This is a genomic window from Oceanobacillus sojae, assembly GCF_007991515.1.
In the GTDB taxonomy this organism is placed as follows: Bacteria; Bacillota; Bacilli; order Bacillales; family Amphibacillaceae; genus Oceanobacillus; species Oceanobacillus sojae.
Genome location: NZ_BJYM01000012.1, coordinates 38,703 through 61,288 on the forward strand (window position 1 = coordinate 38,703; position 22,586 = coordinate 61,288).

Below are 22,586 nucleotides of genomic sequence, written 5' to 3' on the forward strand. Positions count from 1 at the left end.
CATTTAAAATAAAAAACAGGGCTTATAATCTCATTTCTTCTCATATAAAAAGTGATTACAGGGGATTTTTTCTTATAAATCAGCATATATTTTATTTTTATCGCAGCACAGCTGTTATTAGTCGAAGTGCACAAGTAAAAGCAGGTTTTGTTCTAAACTCTCCAAATTTCTTATCCCATTCACCTGATTTAAGATCACGCTCGAGTCTTTTTACTAACTTGTCTTCCATTCCTTCAGGTAAAAATCCCCATGCTGACTGCGACAGCCGGATTTCTTTTTCTAAAAAGGCTTCAGGCCTCCCGTAAAATGCCTCTTGAAATCCATCTGCACAGTCAAAAGGAATTGGAACAGATTGAATGGTACATTCTACCCCAAGCGCTTCTGTAATGAAATCCATCGTGGGATAACGTGCTTTTTCTACTTCAATCAGCTCTGGGAAATAATATGCATTCCAAAAATTATCCAGGGCTTTCGGGTCAAAGGTCATAATTAAGATTTTCTCTCTTGTAACTCGCTTTAACTCTTGCAATCCTTTACGTATATCTGGCCAATGATGAACTGTTACCATTGCCATAGCGGCATCAAAGGAATTATCATCAAATGGCAAAGAATCTGCGGTGGCATTGATAGCAGGAACCTTTTGTGCCTTTTGACGTTGAGACCGCATAACACCCGATGGTTCTACCGCTATAACATACTTGTCTTCAGGCTCATATGATCCTGCCCCTGCACCTACATTCAATACCGTTTTTGCTGAGCCAAGGGCTTCATAAACATATTTTGCAATTCTTCGGTCTGTTTGTCTATAACCCGAATATTTTTGTCCATGCTCATCATAGTTAAAAGAAGGATCTTTTATTTCCACAGTATCTCCCGCTCCTTTTATAAAGATTCTTTTGAATCGTCATTGGATCACTGCAACATAAATTACTATTACCATTCAGTATTTAACAATATTTCGAATAGTCTGGCCCAGACTTTTGTTATATAAAAACAGCTATGTTAGAATTTGAAATATAAAATTAACTCGACTTAAATATTCTTTCACAAGAAAAGCACGCCTATAACCTCTCCATCCACTGATGAAGACAAAGGAGGTCTCAAATAAATGAAATATGTGAATGGTTTATATGCATCACTTGTATTGATAATGTTAGTTCATTTAATCGATAGTACAATATTTGATAATAAGTATTCCAGTATAGCAATTTTTATCTCTTTATTTATTTTCTTAGCTGGAACGATGTTTTTTATCAATGCAAAAAATCATAATAAATAAATAAATAAATACATAAAAATATCAAGAGCTAAGGAACCTTGATATAGCTGTTTTTTTACGATTAATAAGTAAACATTTTGTGGGATATTTCCTCATCTTTCTCTATGATCGTCCATTATTTTTTCCTGCTGCTTCGCATGGCTGGGAATACTTTTAACTCTCCACTCTCATTCTCAGAAAACTGCTTATACTCAGGTGTCCCGATACCGTAAAGCGCAATTTTTCCTTCTTTGTTAAAATGAATTCCCCAGCCCAGCTTCTTCGGCAAGGTAGAACTTCGTAAACAAGCTTGGGATTTTGCAAAAAAAACCTCTTCTTCCGCAGCTAGATTTTCTTTTGAAATCTCTTTATGCCTTACATGTACCTCAAAGAGCAGCTCACTTTGGCTATAGGTATAAGGATTAGCGGATAACAGTTCATATTCAATTTGCACTTTCGTCGGCTTCTTACCACGGGCTGCAGGAATCTGTCCGGCTGTTGCCGTGCTATCCGGGGCTACGGTTATAAACGTCTGATAATAATTCAAATCCTTCTTTACCATTTGCTTGCCTCCCTGCTATTGATATTTTCTTAATCATATAGTTAAGTTAGTAAATCTTCCGTCAAAACGGAGCTTTGCATAAATTCTTATCGTATCAATTCGTATTCTGTGAAATCATCTGTCTTCAAGCCTGTCCACTGCATACTTTTGGTATATAAAGTCTTTTGAAGCTCTTCATTATACGAAATGGGTGATGTCTGCTCTGTCTTATTATCTTTAAAAAATTCTCCAGTAACACCCTCTATCTCACTGGATACAGCTAAATAAACCGGACAAGTTGCGCCCTGCTCAGGATCTTTTGAGAATAACTTCATTAATGGTCTAAATAATTTTGGCGACATTCGTGTTGCCTGCGGTGTATATATAAATCCCGGATGCAGTGCATTAACAGTTATACCACTCTCTGCCAATCTTTTCCCCATATAATACGTCATCATAAGAATGGCTGTTTTTGCAGTTTTATACGCCTGCATTCCTGAATAGCTGGAAGAAGTCTGGTTTATTACATCATCCGGATTAAACTTTTTATCCTGCATGACGGACGCAATATTAATGATTCTTCCTGACCCGGATGCCTTTAATTTATCAAGCAGCAGATGACTTAATAAAAACGGAGCCAGATAATTGACGGCAAAGGTCATCTCAAAACCGTCCTCACTGACTTGATACTGACCAAATACACCGCCCGCATTGTTTATAAGAACATCTATTTTTGAATAATGCTGCTTAACCTGCTCTGCCAGCCTTCTGATATCCTGCTGTGAGGACAGATCAGCAACCAGCAAGTCCATTTCCCTGTTGCCAGTAGCATCCATTATATATTGACGTGCTTCTTCGCCTCTTTTCTCATTCCTGCACACTAAAATAATATGACAGCCTTGTTCAGCTAAAATGCGCGCTGTTGCAAATCCAATACCTGAATTAGCTCCTGTTATTAAGATAGTCTTTCCTTCCATCTGTATCCTCCTTCTTTTTTACCCTAGAGATTTAAAGCCTTTCTTAATTCCTGTGTGGTTTCTTCAGTTGTAAAAAAATCATTATTAAATTTACCAAAACTAGTTGATTCCGAAATAGAAATTGCATTTATATCGTATGTCTCAATCATCAGCATTTCCTTCTTTGGTTGACATCCTATTAATACAAAAACGAAGGAAATGATATCAAAACGATAAATAAAAATCGCAAGTTCACTTCGACCTCCTCCAAATACAGAATAATTCATTCTAGCTTGTTTATTATTTTACAATTTAAGGTACGCTTATCTATCAATAATAACAGAAAATTTAAATTTATACGATTATTTCCTTTTGAATCAAAAGCCCAGTTATGCTAATATATTCATGAATTAGATTTCTATAATTCATTTAAATTTAAAGGAGTTTTTTTATGTATTTTCAACCTCTTCTTTATAGCTAATAACTAGATGTAGATTATTTCCAAACCCAGTTCATATTTTTTTTGCATGTATGATAAGGGTTTATTTGTCTATGTCTTTTTTCTGTCTAAATAAAGAATGAGGTGGCTAAATGAATAAAAGAACATTGGCTGCAGAATATGCAAGCCATTCTGAAGCTATTTTTAAATGCCCTGTCTGTAACTCATCGATGAGGGTTTTCGAGCTGAAAAATTTAATCTGCTCAAATAATCATACCTTTGACTTTTCAAAACAAGGATATATCAACCTGATGTCCCATCCGGTGAAAAGTATGTACAACAGGAGTCTTTTCCAGGCACGGCGGAAACTGATTACAGAGGCCGGCTTTTTCGAACCGTTAATTCAAGCAATTGCTGAAATGATATATAAGCATGCTGCGATTGAAAGGGAAAGTCTTTCGTTAATTGATACGGGATGCGGTGAGGGTTCGCATCTCTTTAACATTTGCGAGAGTATTCGTTCTAAATATCAAAAAACAGTAACAGGAGTAGGGATTGATATTTCTAAAGAAGGGATTCTGGAGGCTTCTAAAAGCTATGCCAATAAGATTTGGACTGTTGGTGATCTTGCGAATACACCTTTTATGAATGAGCAATTCGATGTTATTCTGAACATCTTGTCACCATCAAATTATAATGAATTTAACAGAGTCCTAAAAGCGGATGGTTTATTAATAAAAGTTGTTCCGCAAACCAGCTACTTAAAAGAACTAAGAGAAATTATTTTCAATCAGCCTGAAAAACAATCCTATTCTAATACAGATACTGTTGTAAGATTTAATGAAAATTTTCAAATGGTGGATAATTCAAGGATAAGTTATACTCTTCTTCTTGATAAACTATCCATTCAATCGCTGGTTGAAATGACTCCCTTATCGTGGGAGGCGCCAAAGGAACAGGTTAAATCCTTCTTGGATGAAGATACAACTCAAATAACCGTTGATTTAGAAATATTAATTGGCAAAAAACGATAATATACAGTTAAAAGCCCTATAAAACAAACCTGTCCGTTTTGTTTTATAGGGTTCTCTTTATCTTGATATTAGTAATTTAGTTATTATTTTTCTCATAGATAACAGCAGCTACAAACCCAATAATCCAGGCCAGATCTACTTGAATAAATGCTAATCCTGCAGCTAAAACCAGAGCAATAATTGCAGCCTTGTTTGTTTCAGAGAATTGTCCATCCTTCTTATACAGCTCTTCCACATCAATCTTTTGTTCTATGAGAAAGTAATACTCAACAATTAAAATGGCTATTATTTTGTCAATAGTTCACCTTTTGGTTCACCAATAATACCCTTTTCAAGGTCAAATACAACATTTCCCCGTAAGATTGTTTTGGTTACACGGCAGCCGATTTTTCTTCCTTCATAGGCGCTGTGCTTGTTCTTATAGTATAAATTTTCTCTTGTTACAGTATAAGACTCATCCGGATCCAAGAAAATGATATCCGCATCCTTTGCAATTGCAATTTCACCTTTGTTTGTTAAATTGAAACGCTTAGCAGGGGTTGTTGCGATGAGTTCGACAAATCTTTCAATAGGAAGTCCGCGCTGCTTTACTGCAAGATCGAACATTAAGTCAACATTATTCTGCGCTCCGCTGATACCGCCCCATGCTTCAAAAAAATTATTGGCCTCTGTTTTTAAGTTCTGTGTACACGGTGAATGATCAGATGTTAACCAATCAATATTGCCATTTAATAATTCTTCCCATAACTTGTCATGCTCTGCTTTCTTTCTTATTGGCGGCTGACATTTTGCATATGCGCCAATCTCTTCTACATCCTCTGCAGACATTGCAAAGTAATGCGGACATGATTCTACGGTTACATCTAAACCTTCTGCGCGAGCTTTTAAAATTTCCTGTACTGCTTCAGAGGTACTAATATGGACGATATGAAGCCGGCATCCTGTTTCTTTTGCAAATAATAATGCGCGCTGTACTGCCTCAACCTCTGTAAATACTGGACGTGCATCCGGATAATCCATTGCAGAAACCTTTCCTTCACGGATGAATTCTGCCTCTAGTTTCGAAGTTATATCCGAATTTTCTGCATGAAGGCAAAGGATTTGATCTAATTCTGCCAGCTTTTTCATGCCTTTATACAAGGTGAAATCATCAACGCTTTCAAAATCACCCGGAATATCCCTGCCAACACTAGATAGAAATGCTTTAAATGCAAGAACTCCAGCCTTATCCAATTCTTCCAGATCATCTATATTTCCTGGTACAAGCCCGCCATAGAAAGCATAATCAACATAGTTTTGTGTTTTAGCTGCTTCCAGCTTTAAATCAAGTGCTGCTTTATTTGTTGTAGCTGGCAATGCATTTAAAGGCATTTCCACATAGCTTGTCGTACCCCCGGCAGCTAATGCCTTTGATCCGGTTTCAAACCCTTCCCATTCCGTTCTCCCGGGCTCACTAATATGAACATGCGTGTCCACCATACCTGGCAGCACATACTGTCCGGAAGCATCTAGTATGTCTGCAGATGCTTCAGTAATTTCCTCGGCAATCACAGTAATTTTCCCGTCTTTAATACCAATTTCAATCTTTTTCGGACCATCAGCTAATACTACTTCACCATTCCGAATAATTAAATCTAACATTTTGATTCCCCCTCTTTATAAAACGAGATCAAGAGAAATTGTTACCGTTATCGTTATCGTTGTTATACTTCGAAATCTTTTCATGATATCTGACTTAAGGGCAACGGCTTTTTTTACTTTTTGGACATTGATATTATGGGATTATTAATCCTTGAATTAACAGCAGAAGCAGTATTTATCAGTCTATTTATATTGTGAAAACTTGTGAGCAGGAAGGAATATTCATATAGAAAGCGCTTATTTTCCACCATTGAAATGAGCACGTATTAAATAACAAAGCTAAATACATGTTTTTAAATAGAAAATCATTTCCCCTAATATTACAATTAGTTTGAGCCTGCTTTTCCTTCCTGCTCCTCATTATCTTTATCTTCCCCACGCAATTCCTTTAAATGCTTGAGATGCTCCGTCCCCCAGCTCCTCATAGATACTAGCAATGGTGTTAACCCGTGTCCATATTCCGTCATCGAATATTCTACTTTTGGGGGCACTTGTTGGTAGACTTCACGATGAACAATGTCATTATATTCTAACTCTCTTAATTGTGAGGTTAACATTTTTTTAGTGATTTCCGGAATAGCCCGCTGCAGCTCGCTAAAACGTAATTTTTCATTTTCCATAAGATGAAATAAAATAATCGGTTTCCATTTACCAACAATAATATCTAATGCAACTTGAAGCTCTCCACAATTTTCACCGGCAGTTAGATTCGCCATTTTTAAATTTCTCCTTTATAAAGATATGCGTGAAATCCTTTTATATCAATTGGTTTCCTAAAAGAAACTAGGTTTATTTAAAGTGCCTTCTTCTCAAAAAGAAACTTTAGGTTTATTATAACTCTAGTAATCAAATTAATACAAACTTATTATTTGATTCATTTTATATAAATTTATACGGAGGGTTACAACATGACTAGAATTGGTATTATTACAGGAAGCACACGTGACGTACGTGTTAATTTACAGGTTGCAGAATGGATCAAAGATTTTGCAGATAATAGAGATGTGGATGCAACATTCGAAATTGTTGATATTAAAGAAAGTGGTCTTGGACGCTTCAATGAAGCAATTCCGCCGCTTATGACAAATAAAGAATATGCAACAGAAGAGCAAAGTACCTGGTCAAGAAAAATTGATTCGTTTGATGGCTTTATTTTTGTTACGCCTGAATATAATAAAAATTTCCCGTCAGGTCTTAAAGATCATTTAGATTATTTAGGTTCAGAGTGGCATCATAAAGCAGCAGGCATCGTAAGCTACGGCTCCACTCTAGGTATCGCAGCTTCCCTTGCACTACGCACTACTTTATCAAACTTAAAAATTGCAACGGTAGAACCACAAGGTGCATTCAGCTTATTTAATGACTTTGAAAACATGGCAACTTTCAAACCAATGGAGGTTCATAAACCAAGATTTGGTGAAATGATTGATGATGTTGTTGCTTGGTCAAACGCACTTAAATCTGTTAGAAAAGAAAAAGCCTTAGTGTAAATCTTAATGTACAAATAAAAGGAGCTATCGTCAAATACACGGTTATACATTTGATGATAATAGCTCCTTTGTTTACTATATCCACTATTAATTGTCCCCTGCTGCTTCACTGCAATAATGATGTATCTTTTGAATAAAATATAATTTCTTATTTAAGATTGCTTTTCTTCTTGTAATGCCTTCGCGCTTTTTCCCGATTCCCGCAATCTGCCATCGAACACCAACGGCGACTTTTGTTTCGGCTTGAATCAAAAAACAACCATCCGCACGGTTCTCCTTCACACTGCTTTATCCTGTCCAATTTTTCCGAAAGTAAAAGATCTATTGCTGACTGCATAATTGGCCAAAGCATATAATCAAGCTCGTGTTCTCCTTTTTGAAAGCTTAAAGCATACTTACTTTCTTTTGGAACGATTTCTGCCAAACTATACGCCTTTGTCAAATATGTATTTAAAATAGCACGATCAAGTGGATTGGTTTCTAAACCAGCAGCAATTGATCTAAATAAACGAAAAATAGCTTCCCTTAATTCGATAGCTTCTTCTAAAACCTTTGCAGCTTGATCTGGATGATGATTTGCCTTTTCATGTAATCTCTTTTGTTGAGGACTGCTTAAAATATCTGCATATCGACTCCACTCCACTAATTTCCCATAATTTATTAACCGTTCCTTTGGGTTATCGCTGTTATGCCAGCTAACAGTATTGGCAAAATCTAAACATAAACGTTCCCCGATAAAATTCCCTGTATCTGTGCTTATCTTAGACAATTTCTGCACCCCTTTTTATAACCATTATAAATGGTATTGACAGTTATAATCAATCTTTTTATAATATAACTATCAAAATTTATTTAGAAGGTTATATTCAAACAAGATCAATTTCATATTTTAATCTAAAATCATCTGAAAACGCTTATAAAAATGCATTCTTTTGTAATCGGACTGCAATTAATAATCTTATGAAGAGTTTAATACTAATAACTATTCAGAGTATGCATTACAAATTTTATTGGAGGGATGAAGATGATTGAAGTGTTAAAAAATGCAATTAAGACGATGGTAAAGGAAACATTCGAGGGACCATCAGGTGAAGGAAGTATGTTTACTGAATCACGGCCAAACAGCGGATTCTTCGGGACCCTGGAACAGTTATCCGCAAATGAAGCTTCCATTGCAGTTAATGGTTCAACAATCGCTGCTCATGCTGATCATACGCGTTTTTATTTATGGGGAACGAATATCATTTTAAAAGATGGTAAGCAGCCAGAAATGAATTGGGGAGAAAGCTGGCAGATTAATTTAGTTGATGAGAAAAGATGGAATCAAATTCAGGAAGGATTACGTCATGAATACGTAACATTTTTGGAGAGGGTCGATGCTATTGAATGGAATGAATCACTTTCCAAAGAAGCATTGGCTTCTTTGGCCCATTCAGCATATCATCTTGGAGCTGTTCGACAAATGTTAAAAGTAATCAAGAGTTAGCTTTTTTTAATCATTATGATTCATTAATTTATAACAGATATTTCCTAATCACACCATTTAATAGTTTCATTTTACCTGGATATTTCCAAAGGGAAAGGGAGTCATTTAAGAACCTCTTTTCCTTTGAAAATTGTAAAGATGTCGTTTTACAATAAAATTTGATTATATTCTCTTATGTTATTCCGTGAAAGTACCAGACAGCTGATGGTTTAAAATAAATCAGTTTCGAAGTTGGTACCAGTCACTTTTTAACAAGGAAAAGGAGTAATGATCATAATATTTTCCTCTAAATAAATGCTTGTCTCTATAAATACCTTCATTCTTAAATCCGAGCCTTTCTAATAATCTAGTAGAATTGATATTTCCTAAAGCAACATATGCGGTAATTCGATTTAATGCCATATTATTAAAACCACTTTCAATTGCACTTATTAATGTCTCTTTCATATAGCCCTGTCCCCAGTATTCATACCCTAAGTCATACCCTATCTCAGCTATATTGTTCGTTCTATCCCAGCAGTCATAACCACACGTGCCGATTCGTTGATGTTTGTTATCTTTTGTGACCAATACCCACCGGTTGTATCTTTTCTTTCAGGCTCTGAATTCTAATCAACGAATGCTGCCACATCATTTTTGGTCGTAAATAATTCTTCATCATATAAAAATTCACATACTTTTTCGTTACTGAATAGCTGATAAATAAATTCAATATCCTCTTTACCTATATTTCGCAAGATCAATCTATCTGTTTTCAAATCGGGAAAATTCCTAAGTACATTCATTAAAAAACTCCTTTTGAACTTTTTATCTTAAGCAATATTAAAGTAACTGGTTGAAACATCACTTCAATTAAACAGCCCATTTGTTGCATTATTTCAAGATCGAATCTGCCAGCATTGTTGTATCAAATTTTACAAACATTATGTAATTTAATTTCAAAGCTGCATAGAGATTCCTGTTGGAGTCCGCATAATCAGGAGGAAAAATAACTTTGTAAATATCTTACTATCCAATAATATTTTGGGAATTTAATAATCCTCCTTCTTTTAAAGTTAAAGAAAACATTCATAATAAAGAAGGATTCATTATGCAGCTTGCACATCACTTAAAGGATAATTAGAATTGAATGTAGATATCAAAATTCTATTATAAAATGAGGAGTTTTTATATGAACGGAAAAGAAATCTACCAAGCTTGGATGGATGCCTGGAACAAAGACATATCTATTCTTCATAATATTACAGATGATAATTGTACAGTTCACCAAGCGAGAACAGATGGTAAAGATTCGAACAGTACAAAAGGAGTAAAAGCATTAATGGATGTTGTTGAATCTGCTAAATATTATTTTGAAAATGTACAAATGTCGCTGGTAATTCAGCCAATTGAAGAAAGGAATTATGTCTCTGCCCGCTGGAATTTTAAAGGTACTTATAATGGTAATATGGTAGAAGCAAAAGCTGAGAAAGGAACACTTGTTTCTTTTGACGGAACCGACATCTTTCGGATTGAAAATGGTAAAATCAAAGATTATTGGGTTTCTTCCGATGTTATAGAGTTTATGAATCAGCTGGAAGTATTTTAATGATATTTTTTCCTTTGCATTCACTTAAAATTTAATAATCTAATGCTAATTTGCATTTAAAAAAACAACAAATAGAACCCCCTTATAAGGTACATGTGTTTCAATACAAGGAAGCATTAGTTAACAAAAAAGCACCCATTTCAAATAGAAAAATGAGTTCAAAAAAATATCAAAGGTTTGAAACCTTTGATATTTTTTAATTTACCTATTGATGCGGTCAAGAGGATTTAAACCTCCACGGGTTATTCACCCACCAGACCCTCCATCTCGTTCGACCGTATCATATGTACCAAAACCGTTAATACTGTACTTTAATTTATTCTCATTACTTCATTTATCTTATCTTCACACTGATTTAGTCAACAAAACGGCAACAATAAACAAAACCAAATATTTTTTGAATAAACATAATTATCATGCGGATTTTAATTTTCATCTTTTTAACTTAGGATACTTCTTATTTTCGCTTACTTTGCCAACAGTGATTTTATATTGCTTTAATTCATCTGTTCAACTCATAAGTGTGTCACTGTCAAAATCGGTGGCTACCTTCTTAAAAAATACGCCCTTGATATCATCTTCCAATTTCCTTTCAAAAGTTAATGAATAAGAGTTGTTACTTTCCGTTTTATGTAAATATGCATATTTCCCTTGCTCATTAGATTAATTATAGTGTTTCAATTGTTACGAAGATAAAAAAATGTAAATCTAATATAAGGCATTTTACTGATTAAGAAATTTTTAAAAGGTCCATAAATAATTACTTTCCAGTATGAATCTTCTATATGCATAGTAACTCTAACTGAGTGAAAGTATGTTTATTAATAAATGCTTTTAGGCTAAGAAATATATCACGATTATTTTCACTTTTTTTATATGAATTTGATTTGCTTCAAACTTTTTACTTAATTTATGTATTTCAGAAATCGTATATTCTAATTCTGCTTTGTTAGAATTTTCTTCTTCATTTACTTGAAGAGGATTACCTCAAAAAGAGTCTCCATCCCTTTTGATAATTGTGCAGCTTTTTGAAATAGATTAGATGTAAATGACTCTGTATCAGCCATTACTAATATTTTGTCCATCACACGATACCCTCTACTCATTTTTTATCACTATAACAAACCCCTATTTTATTTAAAATAATTTAAACATTGTACTTGCAAAGTTCATTTAAATTGTATAAAATCTAACGTACGTTAGTTAGTTTTATAGTTAAAGGAGTTGTTTTAAAGATGGTAATACCTTTTATATAAAAATAATATAATTTTTTATCATTAAAATCTAACGACCGTTAGTTAGCTGCAATACAAAAAAGGAGAGATTATTATGGCTTGGTTGTATTTAATTATTGGTGGAATTTTTGAAGTTGGTTGGGCGCTTGGACTTGGCTTTTCAGAAGGTTTTACTAGAATAGAAATTGTTATCCCGACAATTATATTATTAATTCTTAGTTGGTGGTTCTTCGCTAAAACATTAAAAATACTGCCTGTTTCAACAGCGTATGCAGTATTCACTGGTTTAGGCGCTTTTGGCACAGCTCTAGTGGGGATGACACTTTTAGGAGACTCAGTGAGTTTAACTAAAATTTTGCTGGTTGTTCTTTTAATCAGCTGTATTATTGGACTTAAACTAATTTCAGACGAACCCGAAGAAGAGGAAAATACAGGAGGTAGCGTGTAATATGTACTGGTTATTTTTAATATTAGCTGGCGTTTTTGAAGTTGGAGGTATTATTAATCTAAAATTAACGGAAGGTTTTTCAAAATTAAAACCTACCATCTTTTTTATTTTATTTATGTGTTTAAGTTTTTTCTTTCTTTCCGTTTCATTAATCGAAATACCTATTAGTATAGGTTATGGTATATGGACAGGCATAGGTGCATCAGGAAGTGTTTTACTGGGAATGTTTTTATTTAAAGAACCAAAAAATGCGAAAAAGCTTGTTTTAGTTGCGGGAATTATTTTTTGTATAGTAAGCTTAAAATTAATAACTTGATGAACGTTATCAAAATGAGGTGAAAAATTCATTGAAAAAAGGGGAAGAAACAAAAAAAAGGATATTAGAACAAGGTTTAGGCTTGTTTTCCTCCTATGGTTATGAGGAGACATCTCTTAAAGATATAGCCAAAAATGTAAAAATTAAACCTCCTTCTATTTATGCTTATTTTGAAAGTAAACAAGCTCTTTTCGAACAAATTGTAAATTTTGTGATTGAAGATTATTTAAGTTTTATCAAAGAACAATCCTACGTTATTAAGGATTTTCCATTGAAAAAAAAATTATATTATATTTTAGTTGAGCTGAATAAATACTATTATATGAATGAGAAAGGTCTCTTTCTAAAAAGATATGGAATTTACCCTCCGGAAAATTTCAAAGATCTTATAACAGCTAAAAACAAAGAAGTAGAACAAGCAATTCGAAACCTTGTTTTTTCTATCTTAAGAAATGATAAAACGGATAACTTAATAGACGAAGAAGCAGTAGTGACTTCATTTACCACTTTATTGGACGGTATGCTTTTCTATATGATGAGTTCTCCTTATGAAGGTTATGAACATAGATTAAACACCATATGGTCTGTTTTTTGGAACGGTATTCATGCTAATGCAAAGGAAAAAAAATAATTCAAGAAAGGAAATATAACTAAGATGAAAAGTAACCAGATTTTCGTTGAGAGCGAATTTGCCCCGCTAAAAAGAGTAGTTTTAGCACAATCACAATTTTCTTTACCAGCTAGAATCAATAAAGAAACAGAGCAATTTCTGACTGAAGACTCGTTAAAAGCTTTAGAAGGTGCTGAAGGAAAAGATATTGCAGATGCTTTCCCAGCTTTACAAAATAAGTGGGAAGTCGAAAAAGAAAATTTTGAGAAAATACTTCAAAAATATAAAGTTGAAATTTTACGTCCTAGACTGCTTACCAAAGAAGAAAAAGTAGAAGGAAAGGAAGATGGCTACAGTAATTTCTTTGCAAGAGACCCTTTCTTTGTTATTGGACAAATGATTATTGAGGGAAGTATGAAACTTGGTCATAGAAAAAAAGAAGTAATGCCTATAAGACATATTCTGGAACAAGAATCTGAAAAAAATAAGTGCCTTTATCTGTCAGTACCGCAAGCAGATCGATCAGGTGATTTTTTTAATATGAAAGGTCCTTTTCTTGAAGGTGGTGATGTATTAGTTCTAAACAAAGAAATTTTCGTTGGTACATCAGGACTTGCCTCTAATCATGAAGGCATAGTTTGGTTAAGAAATTTCTTATCAAATTTCGGATACACGGTTACCGAAGTACCGCTTCATCCTAAGATATTGCATTTAGACTGCGCTTTAAGCTTAGTCAAAGATGGTTTAATGATAGTTTGCGAAGAAGCGTTTCTCGAAGATATCCCGGAAACTCTAAAAAATTGGGATAAAATATCTGTTTCTTTGGAGGATGCGCAAAAATTAATAACAAATGGTTTACCTATAAATGAAGATGTATACGTAACGGACATGGAATTTCAATCCATTGGTGAGCAATTAACCAAAAAAGGGGTAACGGTTGAGTATACTGATTACCGTATTTCCAGAGGTTTTGGCGGTTCTTTCCGCTGTACAACCCAACCTTTATTACGGTTCAATGAGTAAATTTAGATTTATACTAAAACATTTACGTTTTACAGTTATCTAAAAAACTAAATAATTATTTTATCAACATATTCTACACTTCTTAATTTTTCAAGAAGTGTTTTTTTATTGTTTGAATTCTTTCTCTTCCCCAACATATATTTTAGTGCCCATAAAATGAGTGCATAAAAAAATATCAAAGGTCTAAAACCCTTGATATGAATGATTTATACATATGATGCGGTCAAGAGGATTTGAACCTCCACGGGTTATTCACCCACCAGGCCCTCAACCTGGCGCGTCTGCCATTCCGCCATGACCGCATAGAATATAAATGGTGCGGATGAAGGGAGTCGAACCCCCACGTCCTTAACGGACACTGGAGCCTGATTCCAGCGCGTCTGCCAATTCCGCCACATCCGCAAAAAATAAAATGGTGAGCCATGAAGGATTCGAACCTTCGACCCTCTGATTAAAAGTCAGATGCTCTACCGACTGAGCTAATGGCTCCTATGTTAAATGGAGTATTGCTTTATTTAGTGCTTCTCATTTTGGCGGACCCCTGCATCTGCAAGCCCTCGCTTTGAAGTATATGCTTCGGGGTTACTCGAAGCTTATTCGGTGGAAGCTTTGCTCGTTGCTCTACCGACTGAGCTAATGGCTCCTAAATAAAATACTGCTTTTGAAATAAAAAAATACTATTAACGTGAATAGTATTAGCATGTACTCCTTCTAAAAATAAAAATGGCTGGGCCACTAGGATTCGAACCTAGGGTACACGGGATCAAAACCCGATGCCTTACCGCTTGGCTATGGCCCAACTATAATGGCGGTCCGGACGGGACTCGAACCCGCGACCTCCTGCGTGACAGGCAGGCATTCTAACCAACTGAACTACCGGACCAACTATTTATTTTAATTTTTTAGAAAGATGACCCGTACGGGATTCGAACCCGTGTTACCGCCGTGAAAGGGCGGTGTCTTAACCGCTTGACCAACGGGCCATTATGAAAATTTAAATGGCGGAGAAGGAGGGATTTGAACCCTCGCGCCGCTTACACGACCTACACCCTTAGCAGGGGCGCCTCTTCAGCCACTTGAGTACTTCTCCATTAAAGGCTCCACAGGTAGGATTCGAACCTACGACCGATCGGTTAACAGCCGATTGCTCTACCACTGAGCTACTGTGGAATGTAAAAGTATACAGTCACTTGCTATGTAATATCTTAATTACGCAACAACAAGAAATATCATACAATATATCCTGTTTTTTGTCAACAAAAACTTTAAAAGTTTTTCTTTGCCTAGAAAGTTAACCAAAACTCTGTGCAATTCGACAATGTCTGAAGACAGGTTATTCTCAAGAAAGAAGACTGTCATTTCGTATCAGCTTCATTAATTTATCATGGAAAATATTATTCGTCAATACTTATTTCAAAAAAATTTAAACCAGCTTTAATTTCCCTCTGCATTTGCCGCATCGATACCTGGACACATCCACTTTTCTTACTCTTTTATAAACAGCTTTACATTTTTGACACTCATATATATAGCGGTAACGTTTCTGTTCAGAAGGCAGTTGTTTACAGTGACGGGGAGAACCTGTTTTTGCAAGCAATTCTCTGAAATCCCTATCGCGGTGCCCATAGCCCTTTCCTTCAATATGCAGATGATAATGACAAAGTTCATGTTTAATAATACCGTAAAGTTCTTCCTTTTCAAATTCCAAGACATATTTAGGATTTAATTCAATGATCCGTCTGCTCGGAATATATCTTCCACCAGTAGTCCGTAAACGGGCATTAAACTGGACTTTATCAATGAACGGCTTATTAAAATAAGTCTCTGACAACTGGTTTACCAGCTCATACAATTCCTTATCTGAAATGGGACTCATCATATATTTCATCTCCTGAAAAATAAAATCACACTTTATTCTGCAGAATTTTTCTCTGCCTTATCGCAAATTCAAAAACTTACTTCCTATATATCATTGATTATACCCTTTTAGCAGTCTCCCCTAAAAAGCGAGCCTGCTCACTCATTAATAAACAGAAATATTTTTAAGAACATCTATTCTATTATAATATGATTTATATCAAAATTCAATTCTCATTTAGTTTATCTAATTGAGAATAAATAGAATCTTTCATTTAGAAACTTATTTCTTAACAAAAGAATATAAAACTTTTCTTTTGTTTGTTAATAGATACGTTTTTACTGCCAACACAGAACTCAATTATACTATTAATAAAAATTCATATAAATAACACAGAATATTAATAGCAATCTACTAGTTATTATGTTATTATAATAATTGTATTTAATATATACTTAGGAGGGAAACTATTTATGAGTGAAAAAAGAAAAATGACCACTGCATTTGGTGCTCCTGTTCCAAATGATGATGATTCCAAAACGGCCGGTAAACGTGGTCCATTATTAATGGAAGACTTTTGGTTCCTTGAAAAACTTGCACACTTTGATCGTGAAGTAATTCCTGAACGTCGTATGCACGCAAAAGGATCTGGTGCTTATGGAACATTAACAATTACAAACGACATTACAAAATATACAAAAGCAAAAATCTTCTCTGAAGTTGGTAAGAAAACAGATATGTTCATCCGTTTCTCCACAGTAGCTGGTGAGCGTGGTGCAGCTGATGCTGAGCGTGATATCCGCGGAACAGCTATGAAATTCTATACAGAAGAAGGTAATTGGGATTTAGTTGGTAACAACACCCCTGTATTCTTTATGAGAGATCCTAAACGTTTCCCGGACTTAAACCATGTTGTAAAACGTGATCCAAAAACAAACATGAAAAATGCTGATGCAAACTGGGACTTCTGGACAAATCAACCAGAAGCACTTCACCAAGTTACAATTGTTATGTCTGACCGCGGTATTCCAAAATCTTATCGTAACATGCATTTATTTGGCAGTCATGCTTACAGCTTATACAATGCAGATAACGAGCGTGTATGGGTGAAATTCCACTTCAGAACACAACAGGGAATTGAAAACCTTACAAACGAAGAAGCTGCAAAAATTGTCGGTGGAGATCGTGAAAGTCACCAACGTGATTTATATACGAATATTGAAGAAGGCAATTTTCCTAAATGGAAAATGTATATTCAAGTAATGACAGAAGAAGAAGCTGCAAATATGCCTTACAACCCGTTTGATTTAACGAAAGTATGGTATAAAGATGAATTCCCGCTTATTGAAGTTGGCGAATTAGAGCTTAATAAAAATCCTGAAAACTACCATGAAGAGGTAGAACAGTCTGCATTTGCTCCAACTAACATTGTACCTGGAATCGGGTTCTCTCCAGATAAAATGTTACAAGGCCGTCTATTCTCTTATGGAGATGCACAGCGTTACCGTCTTGGTGTTAACCATTGGCAAATTCCGGTTAACTACCCTAAAAACGCGAAAAACTTCCATCCATATCACCGTGATGGAGCAATGCGTGTGATGCCTTACCAAGGTGGACAAGTCAGCTACAGCCCGAACCAATATGGTGAGTGGGAAGATAGCAAAGAGCATCAGGAGCCTGCATTACAGCTGGGTGCAGATGTTGATTACTATGACTTTGATGAAGATGATAGTCTTTACTATGAACAGCCAGGTAAGTTATTCCGTTTAATGTCTGATGAGCAGAAACAACTGCTTTTCCAAAATACAGCAGATGATATTGCTCCTGCATCAAAATCAGTAAAACTTCGCCACATCAACAACTGCTATAAAGCAGATCCAGATTACGGTAAAGGTGTTGCAGAAGCAATTGGCATCTCTCTTGATGAAGTGGAAGCAGCAAACGAAGCATCTGTAAAATAATCACAAGTAAAAAATGAGGATTTCTCCCTTATGTAAGGCGAGAGTCTTCATTTTTTTATTAGAAAAGGAACTTCAAGTTGCTGAAGTTCCTTTCCTTTTTACTAACTACTATGTTTATTGAATCATAGAAAGCGCAATTCTGCCTTTTTGGACATTCACATCGTCCACCCAGACAGTAACGACATCACCTACAGATGCAACATCCATCGGGTGCTTAACGAACTGCTTTGACATCTTAGAGATATGCACAAGCCCGTCCTGTTTCACACCGATATCAACGAATACTCCAAAATCAACCACATTACGAACCGTTCCCTGCAGCTCCATACCAGGCTTTAAATCTTCCATATTCATGACATTTTTCTTCAATAATGGCTGTGGAAAATCATCCCGCAGGTCGCGTTCCGGCTTGCTTAATGCTTCAAGAATATCCTCCAAAGTCGGCAAACCGATCCCCAGTTCTTCTGCTGCAGCTTGTTTATTCATTTCTTTAATCTTTTGCTGTAAAGGCTCTGTGCCCAATGCCTGCTCATCTAAATCAAATTTGTTTAGTAAAGCTTTTACATGTGGATAGCTTTCCGGGTGAATAGGTGTACGGTCAAGCGGTGTATCTCCGTCTACAATTCTCAGGAAACCAATTGCCTGCTCATATGTTTTTGCACCAAGCCGCGGAATCTTCTTTAACTGCTTCCGATTCGTAAACTTCCCTTCCTCTTCCCGCCGTTTAATCACATTATTCGCAACAGCTTTACTTAATCCGGATACATATTGTAAAAGGGAAGAAGAGGCTGTATTTACATTTACACCGACCTGGTTAACAGCTGTCTCTACTACAAATGTTAATGAATTGGACAGTTCTTTTTGACTGACATCATGCTGATATTGCCCGACACCGATAGACTTTGGATCAATTTTCACAAGCTCGGCTAACGGATCCTGCACCCTTCTTGCAATAGAAACAGCACTTCTTTCCTCTACCTGCAGATCAGGGAATTCTTCTCTTGCCAGAGCAGATGCAGAGTACACACTTGCACCAGCTTCATTCACAATAATATACGGCATATCCAACTTATTATTTGTTAACACATCCGAAATAAATTGCTCTGTTTCTCTGGATGCCGTTCCATTTCCAATCGCAATCAGCTCGACATCAAACTGATTAATCAATTCCATAACAACCTTTTCTGCTCCCTTCACATCTTTTCTTGGAGCAGTCGGATAGATTACATTTATTTGATGGACTTTCCCGGTTTCATCCACAACAGCAAGCTTACAGCCAGTACGGAAAGCAGGGTCAACTCCCAGAATAACCTTTCCTTTTAATGGCGGCTGCAGTAATAAATTTCTTAGGTTAACCGAAAAAACCTCAATTGCCTGTGCTTCTGCTTTTTCTGTAAGTGCACTTCGTATCTCTCTTTCCACAGATGGCTCAATCAGCCTTTTATAGCTGTCTTCCACCGCTGTTGTTAGCAATTCCTTTATATTTTGCGGGCAGGTTTTCTTAATAACCTTTTGTTCTAAATAGGAGATTATTTTATCCACTGGAGGCTCCAACTGAACTTTTAAAATACCTTCCTTTTCACCGCGGTTAAGTGCAAGAATACGGTGGGAGACAAGCGAACGTACTGCTTCATTATATTCATAATACATTTCAAAAATCTGTTTTTCGTCAGCTTCTTTATTTTTATCCTGGGACCTGATCAGCCCCTGTTTCATCGTTGTATCACGAATAAATTCACGGTAAACAGGTTCATCAGAAATCCATTCAGCGATAATATCATTAACTCCCTGGAGTACTTCTTCTACTGTGTTTAACTCATGTTCTTCTGAGAAAAACTCTGCTGCCTTCTGTTCTAAATCAACGGATTCCTTCTGTTCCCAAATAATTTGTGCCAGCGGCTCCAATCCTTTTTCTTTAGCAATAGTTGCTCTTGTCCGGCGTTTTTGCTTATAAGGACGATATAAGTCTTCTACTTTTTGAAGCTTTGTTGCTTTCTCAATTTCATTCCTTAATTCATCTGTTAATTTACCTTGTTCTTCAATGATACGGAGAACTTCCTGTTTTCGCTCAGACAGGTGAAGCACATATGCCCATCTATCCTGTATTTCTTTGATTTTTACTTCATCCAGCCCACCTGTTGCTTCCTTTCGATACCTTGCAATAAATGGAACTGTGTTCCCCTCATCTAAAAGAGAAATTACTTTCAAAACAATTTTATCTTGTACTTTGGTATCCTTTGATACGATTGTAATTAATTTTTCATCTAAATTCACTGGTGATTCTCCTCCTTACTCTGCTTTCTATTGTATCAAATTAAGCGGAGCAATGCTTTCTGACACAAAAAAAGATTGATTTGTAGTCCAATAACAGCTGAAACAGCGTTCATGTTATTTGCATACAAATCAACCTTTTTCTCCTTTGTACCTGATTGCTAATAATGTTGTATCATCTTGTCTTATATTGTCACTATAACGTGCATAGGCTTCTGTAATTCTGTCGACATTATAGTCTTTAAAAAAATACTGAGATAACTCTTTATCCATTACCCCGTCAGAAAATACAATGAAGTTTGTCCCTTCACTTAATTTTTCTGTCATCACTTTTACACCACGGTAACGGGAGCCCAAATATCCGGAGCTTGGGATATTTCTCTTTTTTTTAACTCCATTTTCCAAAACAATTATTCCTATATTTCCTATGGAAGAAAAAGTAAAGGTCTGTTGAATGAAGTCTATTTTTAAAATGCCCATAACTGCTCCACGCATGCCAATTAGCCGTTTGTTACATAGCTCAATGATTTCTTTAACTGTTTTGTACTTATGCTGGTTCACAATATCTATGACAGCCTGTGAGGATTCCTTTGCAATTTCTCCGCTTCCAAGACCATCTGCGAGCACTCCTAAAAATATCTGGTCTTCTTCCACAAAAAAGTAACTATCTCCACAAAAATGGTTACCTTTTTTTGATTTTTGATAAACAGAAACATCTACATATTTGCCGGAAATCAATCGAATACCTCCGTGCTTTCCGTTTGCATTGTTTCTCTTAATTTACGGAGTGCTCTTCTTTGAAGCCTTGAAACATGCATTTGTGAAATTCCCAGCTTTTCTCCTGTTTCTTTTTGACTCATATTTTTGAAATACGTACATTCCAGAATTAATTGCTCCCGTTCTGATAAAACCGGAAGTATTTTTTCAAGCATCATTTTTTGCTCAAGGTTTTTAAAGCTGTTATCTTCATTTCCAATTAAATCTAAGATGGCAACTGTACTGCCATCTGAATCAGCTTCAATTTTATGATCAACAGATAAAGCTTTGTAGCTTTTGCTCATTTCCATCGTCTCTAAAACTTCTTCTTCTGGTACACCGATATGATCTGCGATTTCTTTAATGGTAGGAGATTTTTGATTTTTGGTCGTCAGTTCATCAGCACTTTTTCGAATTTTTGGTCCCAATTCTTTAATACGACGAGGTACATGAACGCTCCATGTTTTATCTCGTATGAATCGTTTTATTTCACCAATTATTGTCGGGATCGCGAATGATTCAAACGACTTACCATAAGATGGGTCGTACCTCTTAATTGCACCAAGTAATCCAATCATGCCCACTTGTACTAGGTCTTCATGAATGGCACTGTTTTTGGAATACTTCCGTGCAATAGATCCAACAAGATTCTGATAGGTTAAAACAATCTTTTCCTGTAATTCTTCGTTGGTCGGATCTTGCTGAAGAGTACTTATCCATTGGTAAACCTCATCTCCCCCTCTATTGAATGGTTGAGACTTGGTCGTCATCCATGTCCACCTCTTCTTCTCTATTGTATTTAGTCATAATGACCATTACACCATATTTGTTGTTGATTTTTACTTCGTCCATTAGTGCTTCAATCAGGAATAAACCAAACCCTCCTTCCCGTATTTTTTCAACAGGTTCATCGGAACGATATGGTCCAGTTTCACTTTTTACCTCTTCTAAATTAAAGCTTCCACCGCGATCGGCTACCATTATTTCAATCCGATCCTCATATAAACCAAAGCCCACAGTGATTTCACCGGACTCATTTTCTCCATAAGCATGCTCTACAGCATTGGTCACAGCTTCTGATATAGCAACCTTTAAATCCTCAATAGCATCATAGGAAAAACTCATCCGATTAGCAATGCCTGATAAGGTTAAGCGCATTACTCCGATATATTCCGCTTTAGCCGGGACCTTCATTTCGATATAATCAAATGCTTCCATCACTCGTTGCCACCTCGAATCGCTGCTTTTATATCTATAATTTCACTAAGACCGGTAATTTCAAAAATACGGCAAACACGTTCTTGAACATTTTTCAAGGTAAAATGACTTCCACTTTCTTTGGAGGCTTTTAAAGCACTGACAAATACACCCAATCCAGTACTGTCCATATATTGGACATCTTCTAAATCCACCTCAATTTGTTTGCCGCTTTCTTTCACTAACGGCATTAATGATTCCTTAAGCTCAGGTGCTGTGTAGGCATCAATTTCGCCGCTTACTTCTAAAACTTTCAAATTACTATCCTCATTGATTCTCACTGATAAATTCATAATGACCCCCTCTGTCATCAAAATCCTGGATAGATGACTATACAATCTAAATTTATTTTAATCCCGTTTTTCATTTTATATACGGTAAATGAAAAGTTCTTCTCTAAACTTTTCTTTACTCTCTC

24 protein-coding genes and 8 tRNA genes are annotated in these 22,586 nt (G+C 35.7%); 9 read left to right on the forward strand and 23 right to left on the reverse strand.

Annotated elements, in window-relative coordinates; translation table 11 throughout:
- Positions 1-97: 97 nt before the first annotated feature.
- The 3 genes from OSO01_RS14265 to OSO01_RS14275 form a co-directional block, all read right to left on the reverse strand.
- Positions 98-865, reverse strand: coding sequence for a class I SAM-dependent methyltransferase (locus OSO01_RS14265; RefSeq protein ID WP_147211119.1), 768 nt, complete (start codon positions 863-865; stop codon positions 98-100).
- A gap of 529 nt (positions 866-1,394) precedes the next feature.
- Positions 1,395-1,820 carry a DUF6157 family protein gene (locus OSO01_RS14270; RefSeq protein WP_147211120.1) on the reverse strand — a complete coding sequence of 142 codons (426 nt, stop codon included), beginning with the start codon at positions 1,818-1,820 and terminating at the stop codon, positions 1,395-1,397.
- A gap of 86 nt (positions 1,821-1,906) precedes the next feature.
- Positions 1,907-2,776, reverse strand: coding sequence for an SDR family oxidoreductase (locus OSO01_RS14275; protein WP_147211121.1), 870 nt, complete (start codon positions 2,774-2,776; stop codon positions 1,907-1,909).
- A 570-nt stretch (positions 2,777-3,346) separates the two neighbouring features.
- Between OSO01_RS14275 and OSO01_RS14280 the strand changes: the two genes are divergently transcribed.
- Positions 3,347-4,228, forward strand: a complete 882-nt coding sequence (locus OSO01_RS14280; RefSeq protein WP_147211122.1) for a putative RNA methyltransferase — start codon at positions 3,347-3,349, stop codon at positions 4,226-4,228.
- 76 nt (positions 4,229-4,304) lie between these two features.
- Here the strand turns inward: OSO01_RS14280 and OSO01_RS23420 are convergent, their stop codons facing one another.
- From OSO01_RS23420 to OSO01_RS14290, 3 genes are all read right to left on the reverse strand, one after another.
- Positions 4,305-4,463 (reverse strand): hypothetical protein, encoded by a 159-nt coding sequence (locus OSO01_RS23420; RefSeq protein WP_156985633.1) that lies wholly within the window; start codon positions 4,461-4,463, stop codon positions 4,305-4,307.
- Between the two features lie 50 nt (positions 4,464-4,513).
- Entirely contained in the window at positions 4,514-5,869 is a 1,356-nt protein-coding gene (allB, locus tag OSO01_RS14285) for an allantoinase AllB (protein ID WP_147211123.1), read from the reverse strand.
- Positions 5,870-6,195: 326 nt separating this feature from the next.
- Positions 6,196-6,585 (reverse strand): winged helix-turn-helix transcriptional regulator, encoded by a 390-nt coding sequence (locus OSO01_RS14290; protein ID WP_147211124.1) that lies wholly within the window; start codon positions 6,583-6,585, stop codon positions 6,196-6,198.
- Between the two features lie 192 nt (positions 6,586-6,777).
- On the opposite strand from OSO01_RS14290, the gene OSO01_RS14295 reads away from it, so the two are divergent.
- On the forward strand, positions 6,778-7,359 hold the full coding sequence (locus OSO01_RS14295) for an NADPH-dependent FMN reductase (protein ID WP_147211125.1): 582 nt from the start codon (positions 6,778-6,780) through the stop codon (positions 7,357-7,359).
- A 148-nt stretch (positions 7,360-7,507) separates the two neighbouring features.
- Here the strand turns inward: OSO01_RS14295 and OSO01_RS14300 are convergent, their stop codons facing one another.
- A complete protein-coding gene (locus OSO01_RS14300; RefSeq protein ID WP_147211126.1) occupies positions 7,508-8,128 on the reverse strand; it encodes a CGNR zinc finger domain-containing protein in 621 nt (206 codons plus the stop codon).
- Positions 8,129-8,383: 255 nt separating this feature from the next.
- Between OSO01_RS14300 and OSO01_RS14305 the strand changes: the two genes are divergently transcribed.
- On the forward strand, positions 8,384-8,845 hold the full coding sequence (locus tag OSO01_RS14305; protein WP_147211127.1) for a hypothetical protein: 462 nt from the start codon (positions 8,384-8,386) through the stop codon (positions 8,843-8,845).
- Positions 8,846-9,064: 219 nt separating this feature from the next.
- Here OSO01_RS14305 and OSO01_RS23750 read toward each other — a convergent pair whose 3' ends face one another.
- Together OSO01_RS23750 and OSO01_RS23755 are read right to left on the reverse strand one after the other, a co-directional pair.
- Positions 9,065-9,415, reverse strand: coding sequence for a GNAT family N-acetyltransferase (locus tag OSO01_RS23750; RefSeq protein WP_246145171.1), 351 nt, complete (start codon positions 9,413-9,415; stop codon positions 9,065-9,067).
- Between the two features lie 38 nt (positions 9,416-9,453).
- Complete coding sequence (locus OSO01_RS23755) at positions 9,454-9,630, reverse strand: hypothetical protein (RefSeq protein ID WP_246145172.1); 177 nt, start codon at positions 9,628-9,630, stop codon at positions 9,454-9,456.
- Positions 9,631-10,016: 386 nt separating this feature from the next.
- Here OSO01_RS23755 and OSO01_RS14315 point away from each other — a divergent pair, with 386 nt between their 5' ends.
- From OSO01_RS14315 to OSO01_RS14335, 5 genes are all read left to right on the forward strand, one after another.
- Positions 10,017-10,433, forward strand: a complete 417-nt coding sequence (locus tag OSO01_RS14315; protein WP_147211128.1) for an ester cyclase — start codon at positions 10,017-10,019, stop codon at positions 10,431-10,433.
- A 1,329-nt stretch (positions 10,434-11,762) separates the two neighbouring features.
- On the forward strand, positions 11,763-12,116 hold the full coding sequence (locus tag OSO01_RS14320; RefSeq protein WP_147211129.1) for a DMT family transporter: 354 nt from the start codon (positions 11,763-11,765) through the stop codon (positions 12,114-12,116).
- A 1-nt stretch (position 12,117) separates the two neighbouring features.
- Positions 12,118-12,432, forward strand: coding sequence for a DMT family transporter (locus OSO01_RS14325; RefSeq protein WP_147211130.1), 315 nt, complete (start codon positions 12,118-12,120; stop codon positions 12,430-12,432).
- A gap of 31 nt (positions 12,433-12,463) precedes the next feature.
- A complete protein-coding gene (locus OSO01_RS14330; protein WP_186813669.1) occupies positions 12,464-13,063 on the forward strand; it encodes a TetR/AcrR family transcriptional regulator in 600 nt (199 codons plus the stop codon).
- Between the two features lie 24 nt (positions 13,064-13,087).
- Entirely contained in the window at positions 13,088-14,065 is a 978-nt protein-coding gene (locus tag OSO01_RS14335; RefSeq protein ID WP_147211132.1) for a dimethylarginine dimethylaminohydrolase family protein, read from the forward strand.
- Between the two features lie 218 nt (positions 14,066-14,283).
- Here the strand turns inward: OSO01_RS14335 and OSO01_RS14340 are convergent.
- From OSO01_RS14340 to OSO01_RS14380, 9 genes are all read right to left on the reverse strand, one after another.
- Positions 14,284-14,367 (reverse strand) — tRNA-Leu (locus tag OSO01_RS14340).
- A gap of 12 nt (positions 14,368-14,379) precedes the next feature.
- A tRNA-Leu gene (locus tag OSO01_RS14345) sits at positions 14,380-14,467 on the reverse strand.
- An 11-nt stretch (positions 14,468-14,478) separates the two neighbouring features.
- Positions 14,479-14,554: transfer RNA gene (locus OSO01_RS14350), tRNA-Lys, on the reverse strand.
- Between the two features lie 235 nt (positions 14,555-14,789).
- Positions 14,790-14,864 (reverse strand) — tRNA-Gln (locus OSO01_RS14355).
- Between the two features lie 7 nt (positions 14,865-14,871).
- Positions 14,872-14,948, reverse strand: a tRNA-Asp gene (locus OSO01_RS14360).
- Between the two features lie 28 nt (positions 14,949-14,976).
- A tRNA-Glu gene (locus OSO01_RS14365) sits at positions 14,977-15,048 on the reverse strand.
- Positions 15,049-15,064: 16 nt separating this feature from the next.
- Positions 15,065-15,155 (reverse strand) — tRNA-Ser (locus OSO01_RS14370).
- A gap of 8 nt (positions 15,156-15,163) precedes the next feature.
- A tRNA-Asn gene (locus OSO01_RS14375) sits at positions 15,164-15,235 on the reverse strand.
- A gap of 253 nt (positions 15,236-15,488) precedes the next feature.
- Positions 15,489-15,941: a SprT family protein gene (locus OSO01_RS14380; RefSeq protein ID WP_147211281.1), complete on the reverse strand. Its 453-nt coding sequence runs from the start codon at positions 15,939-15,941 to the stop codon at positions 15,489-15,491.
- 455 nt (positions 15,942-16,396) lie between these two features.
- Between OSO01_RS14380 and OSO01_RS14385 the strand changes: the two genes are divergently transcribed.
- Positions 16,397-17,884 carry a catalase gene (locus OSO01_RS14385; protein ID WP_147211133.1) on the forward strand — a complete coding sequence of 496 codons (1,488 nt, stop codon included), beginning with the start codon at positions 16,397-16,399 and terminating at the stop codon, positions 17,882-17,884.
- 114 nt (positions 17,885-17,998) lie between these two features.
- On the opposite strand, the gene OSO01_RS14390 is transcribed toward OSO01_RS14385, so the two are convergent.
- From OSO01_RS14390 to OSO01_RS14410, 5 genes are all read right to left on the reverse strand, one after another.
- The gene (locus tag OSO01_RS14390; RefSeq protein WP_147211134.1) at positions 17,999-20,158 is read right to left on the reverse strand and encodes a Tex family protein; all 2,160 of its coding nucleotides are present in this window, start codon (positions 20,156-20,158) and stop codon (positions 17,999-18,001) included.
- Between the two features lie 129 nt (positions 20,159-20,287).
- Complete coding sequence (locus OSO01_RS14395) at positions 20,288-20,893, reverse strand: SpoIIE family protein phosphatase (protein WP_147211135.1); 606 nt, start codon at positions 20,891-20,893, stop codon at positions 20,288-20,290.
- Positions 20,890-21,681 (reverse strand): RNA polymerase sigma factor SigB, encoded by a 792-nt coding sequence (gene sigB / locus OSO01_RS14400; protein WP_147211136.1) that lies wholly within the window; start codon positions 21,679-21,681, stop codon positions 20,890-20,892. Before sigB ends, OSO01_RS14395 begins: the two co-directional genes overlap by 4 nt.
- Positions 21,653-22,129, reverse strand: coding sequence for an anti-sigma B factor RsbW (gene rsbW / locus OSO01_RS14405; protein ID WP_147211137.1), 477 nt, complete (start codon positions 22,127-22,129; stop codon positions 21,653-21,655). Before rsbW ends, sigB begins: the two co-directional genes overlap by 29 nt.
- Positions 22,129-22,461 carry an STAS domain-containing protein gene (locus OSO01_RS14410; protein ID WP_147211138.1) on the reverse strand — a complete coding sequence of 111 codons (333 nt, stop codon included), beginning with the start codon at positions 22,459-22,461 and terminating at the stop codon, positions 22,129-22,131. Before OSO01_RS14410 ends, rsbW begins: the two co-directional genes overlap by 1 nt.
- Between the last annotated feature and the right edge of the window lie 125 nt (positions 22,462-22,586).

Coding starts and splice junctions, on each gene's coding strand:
- OSO01_RS14270 (WP_147211120.1), bottom strand. CDS start 1,820: ATGGTAAAGAAGGATTTGAATTATTATCAGACGTTTATAACCGTAGCC.
- OSO01_RS14275 (WP_147211121.1), bottom strand. CDS start 2,776: ATGGAAGGAAAGACTATCTTAATAACAGGAGCTAATTCAGGTATTGGA.
- OSO01_RS14280 (WP_147211122.1), top strand. CDS start 3,347: ATGAATAAAAGAACATTGGCTGCAGAATATGCAAGCCATTCTGAAGCT.
- allB (WP_147211123.1), bottom strand. CDS start 5,869: ATGTTAGATTTAATTATTCGGAATGGTGAAGTAGTATTAGCTGATGGT.
- OSO01_RS14290 (WP_147211124.1), bottom strand. CDS start 6,585: ATGGCGAATCTAACTGCCGGTGAAAATTGTGGAGAGCTTCAAGTTGCA.
- OSO01_RS14295 (WP_147211125.1), top strand. CDS start 6,778: ATGACTAGAATTGGTATTATTACAGGAAGCACACGTGACGTACGTGTT.
- OSO01_RS14305 (WP_147211127.1), top strand. CDS start 8,384: ATGATTGAAGTGTTAAAAAATGCAATTAAGACGATGGTAAAGGAAACA.
- OSO01_RS23755 (WP_246145172.1), bottom strand. CDS start 9,630: ATGAATGTACTTAGGAATTTTCCCGATTTGAAAACAGATAGATTGATC.
- OSO01_RS14315 (WP_147211128.1), top strand. CDS start 10,017: ATGAACGGAAAAGAAATCTACCAAGCTTGGATGGATGCCTGGAACAAA.
- OSO01_RS14320 (WP_147211129.1), top strand. CDS start 11,763: ATGGCTTGGTTGTATTTAATTATTGGTGGAATTTTTGAAGTTGGTTGG.
- OSO01_RS14325 (WP_147211130.1), top strand. CDS start 12,118: ATGTACTGGTTATTTTTAATATTAGCTGGCGTTTTTGAAGTTGGAGGT.
- OSO01_RS14335 (WP_147211132.1), top strand. CDS start 13,088: ATGAAAAGTAACCAGATTTTCGTTGAGAGCGAATTTGCCCCGCTAAAA.
- OSO01_RS14380 (WP_147211281.1), bottom strand. CDS start 15,941: ATGAGTCCCATTTCAGATAAGGAATTGTATGAGCTGGTAAACCAGTTG.
- OSO01_RS14385 (WP_147211133.1), top strand. CDS start 16,397: ATGAGTGAAAAAAGAAAAATGACCACTGCATTTGGTGCTCCTGTTCCA.
- sigB (WP_147211136.1), bottom strand. CDS start 21,681: ATGACGACCAAGTCTCAACCATTCAATAGAGGGGGAGATGAGGTTTAC.
- rsbW (WP_147211137.1), bottom strand. CDS start 22,129: ATGGAAGCATTTGATTATATCGAAATGAAGGTCCCGGCTAAAGCGGAA.
- OSO01_RS14410 (WP_147211138.1), bottom strand. CDS start 22,461: ATGAATTTATCAGTGAGAATCAATGAGGATAGTAATTTGAAAGTTTTA.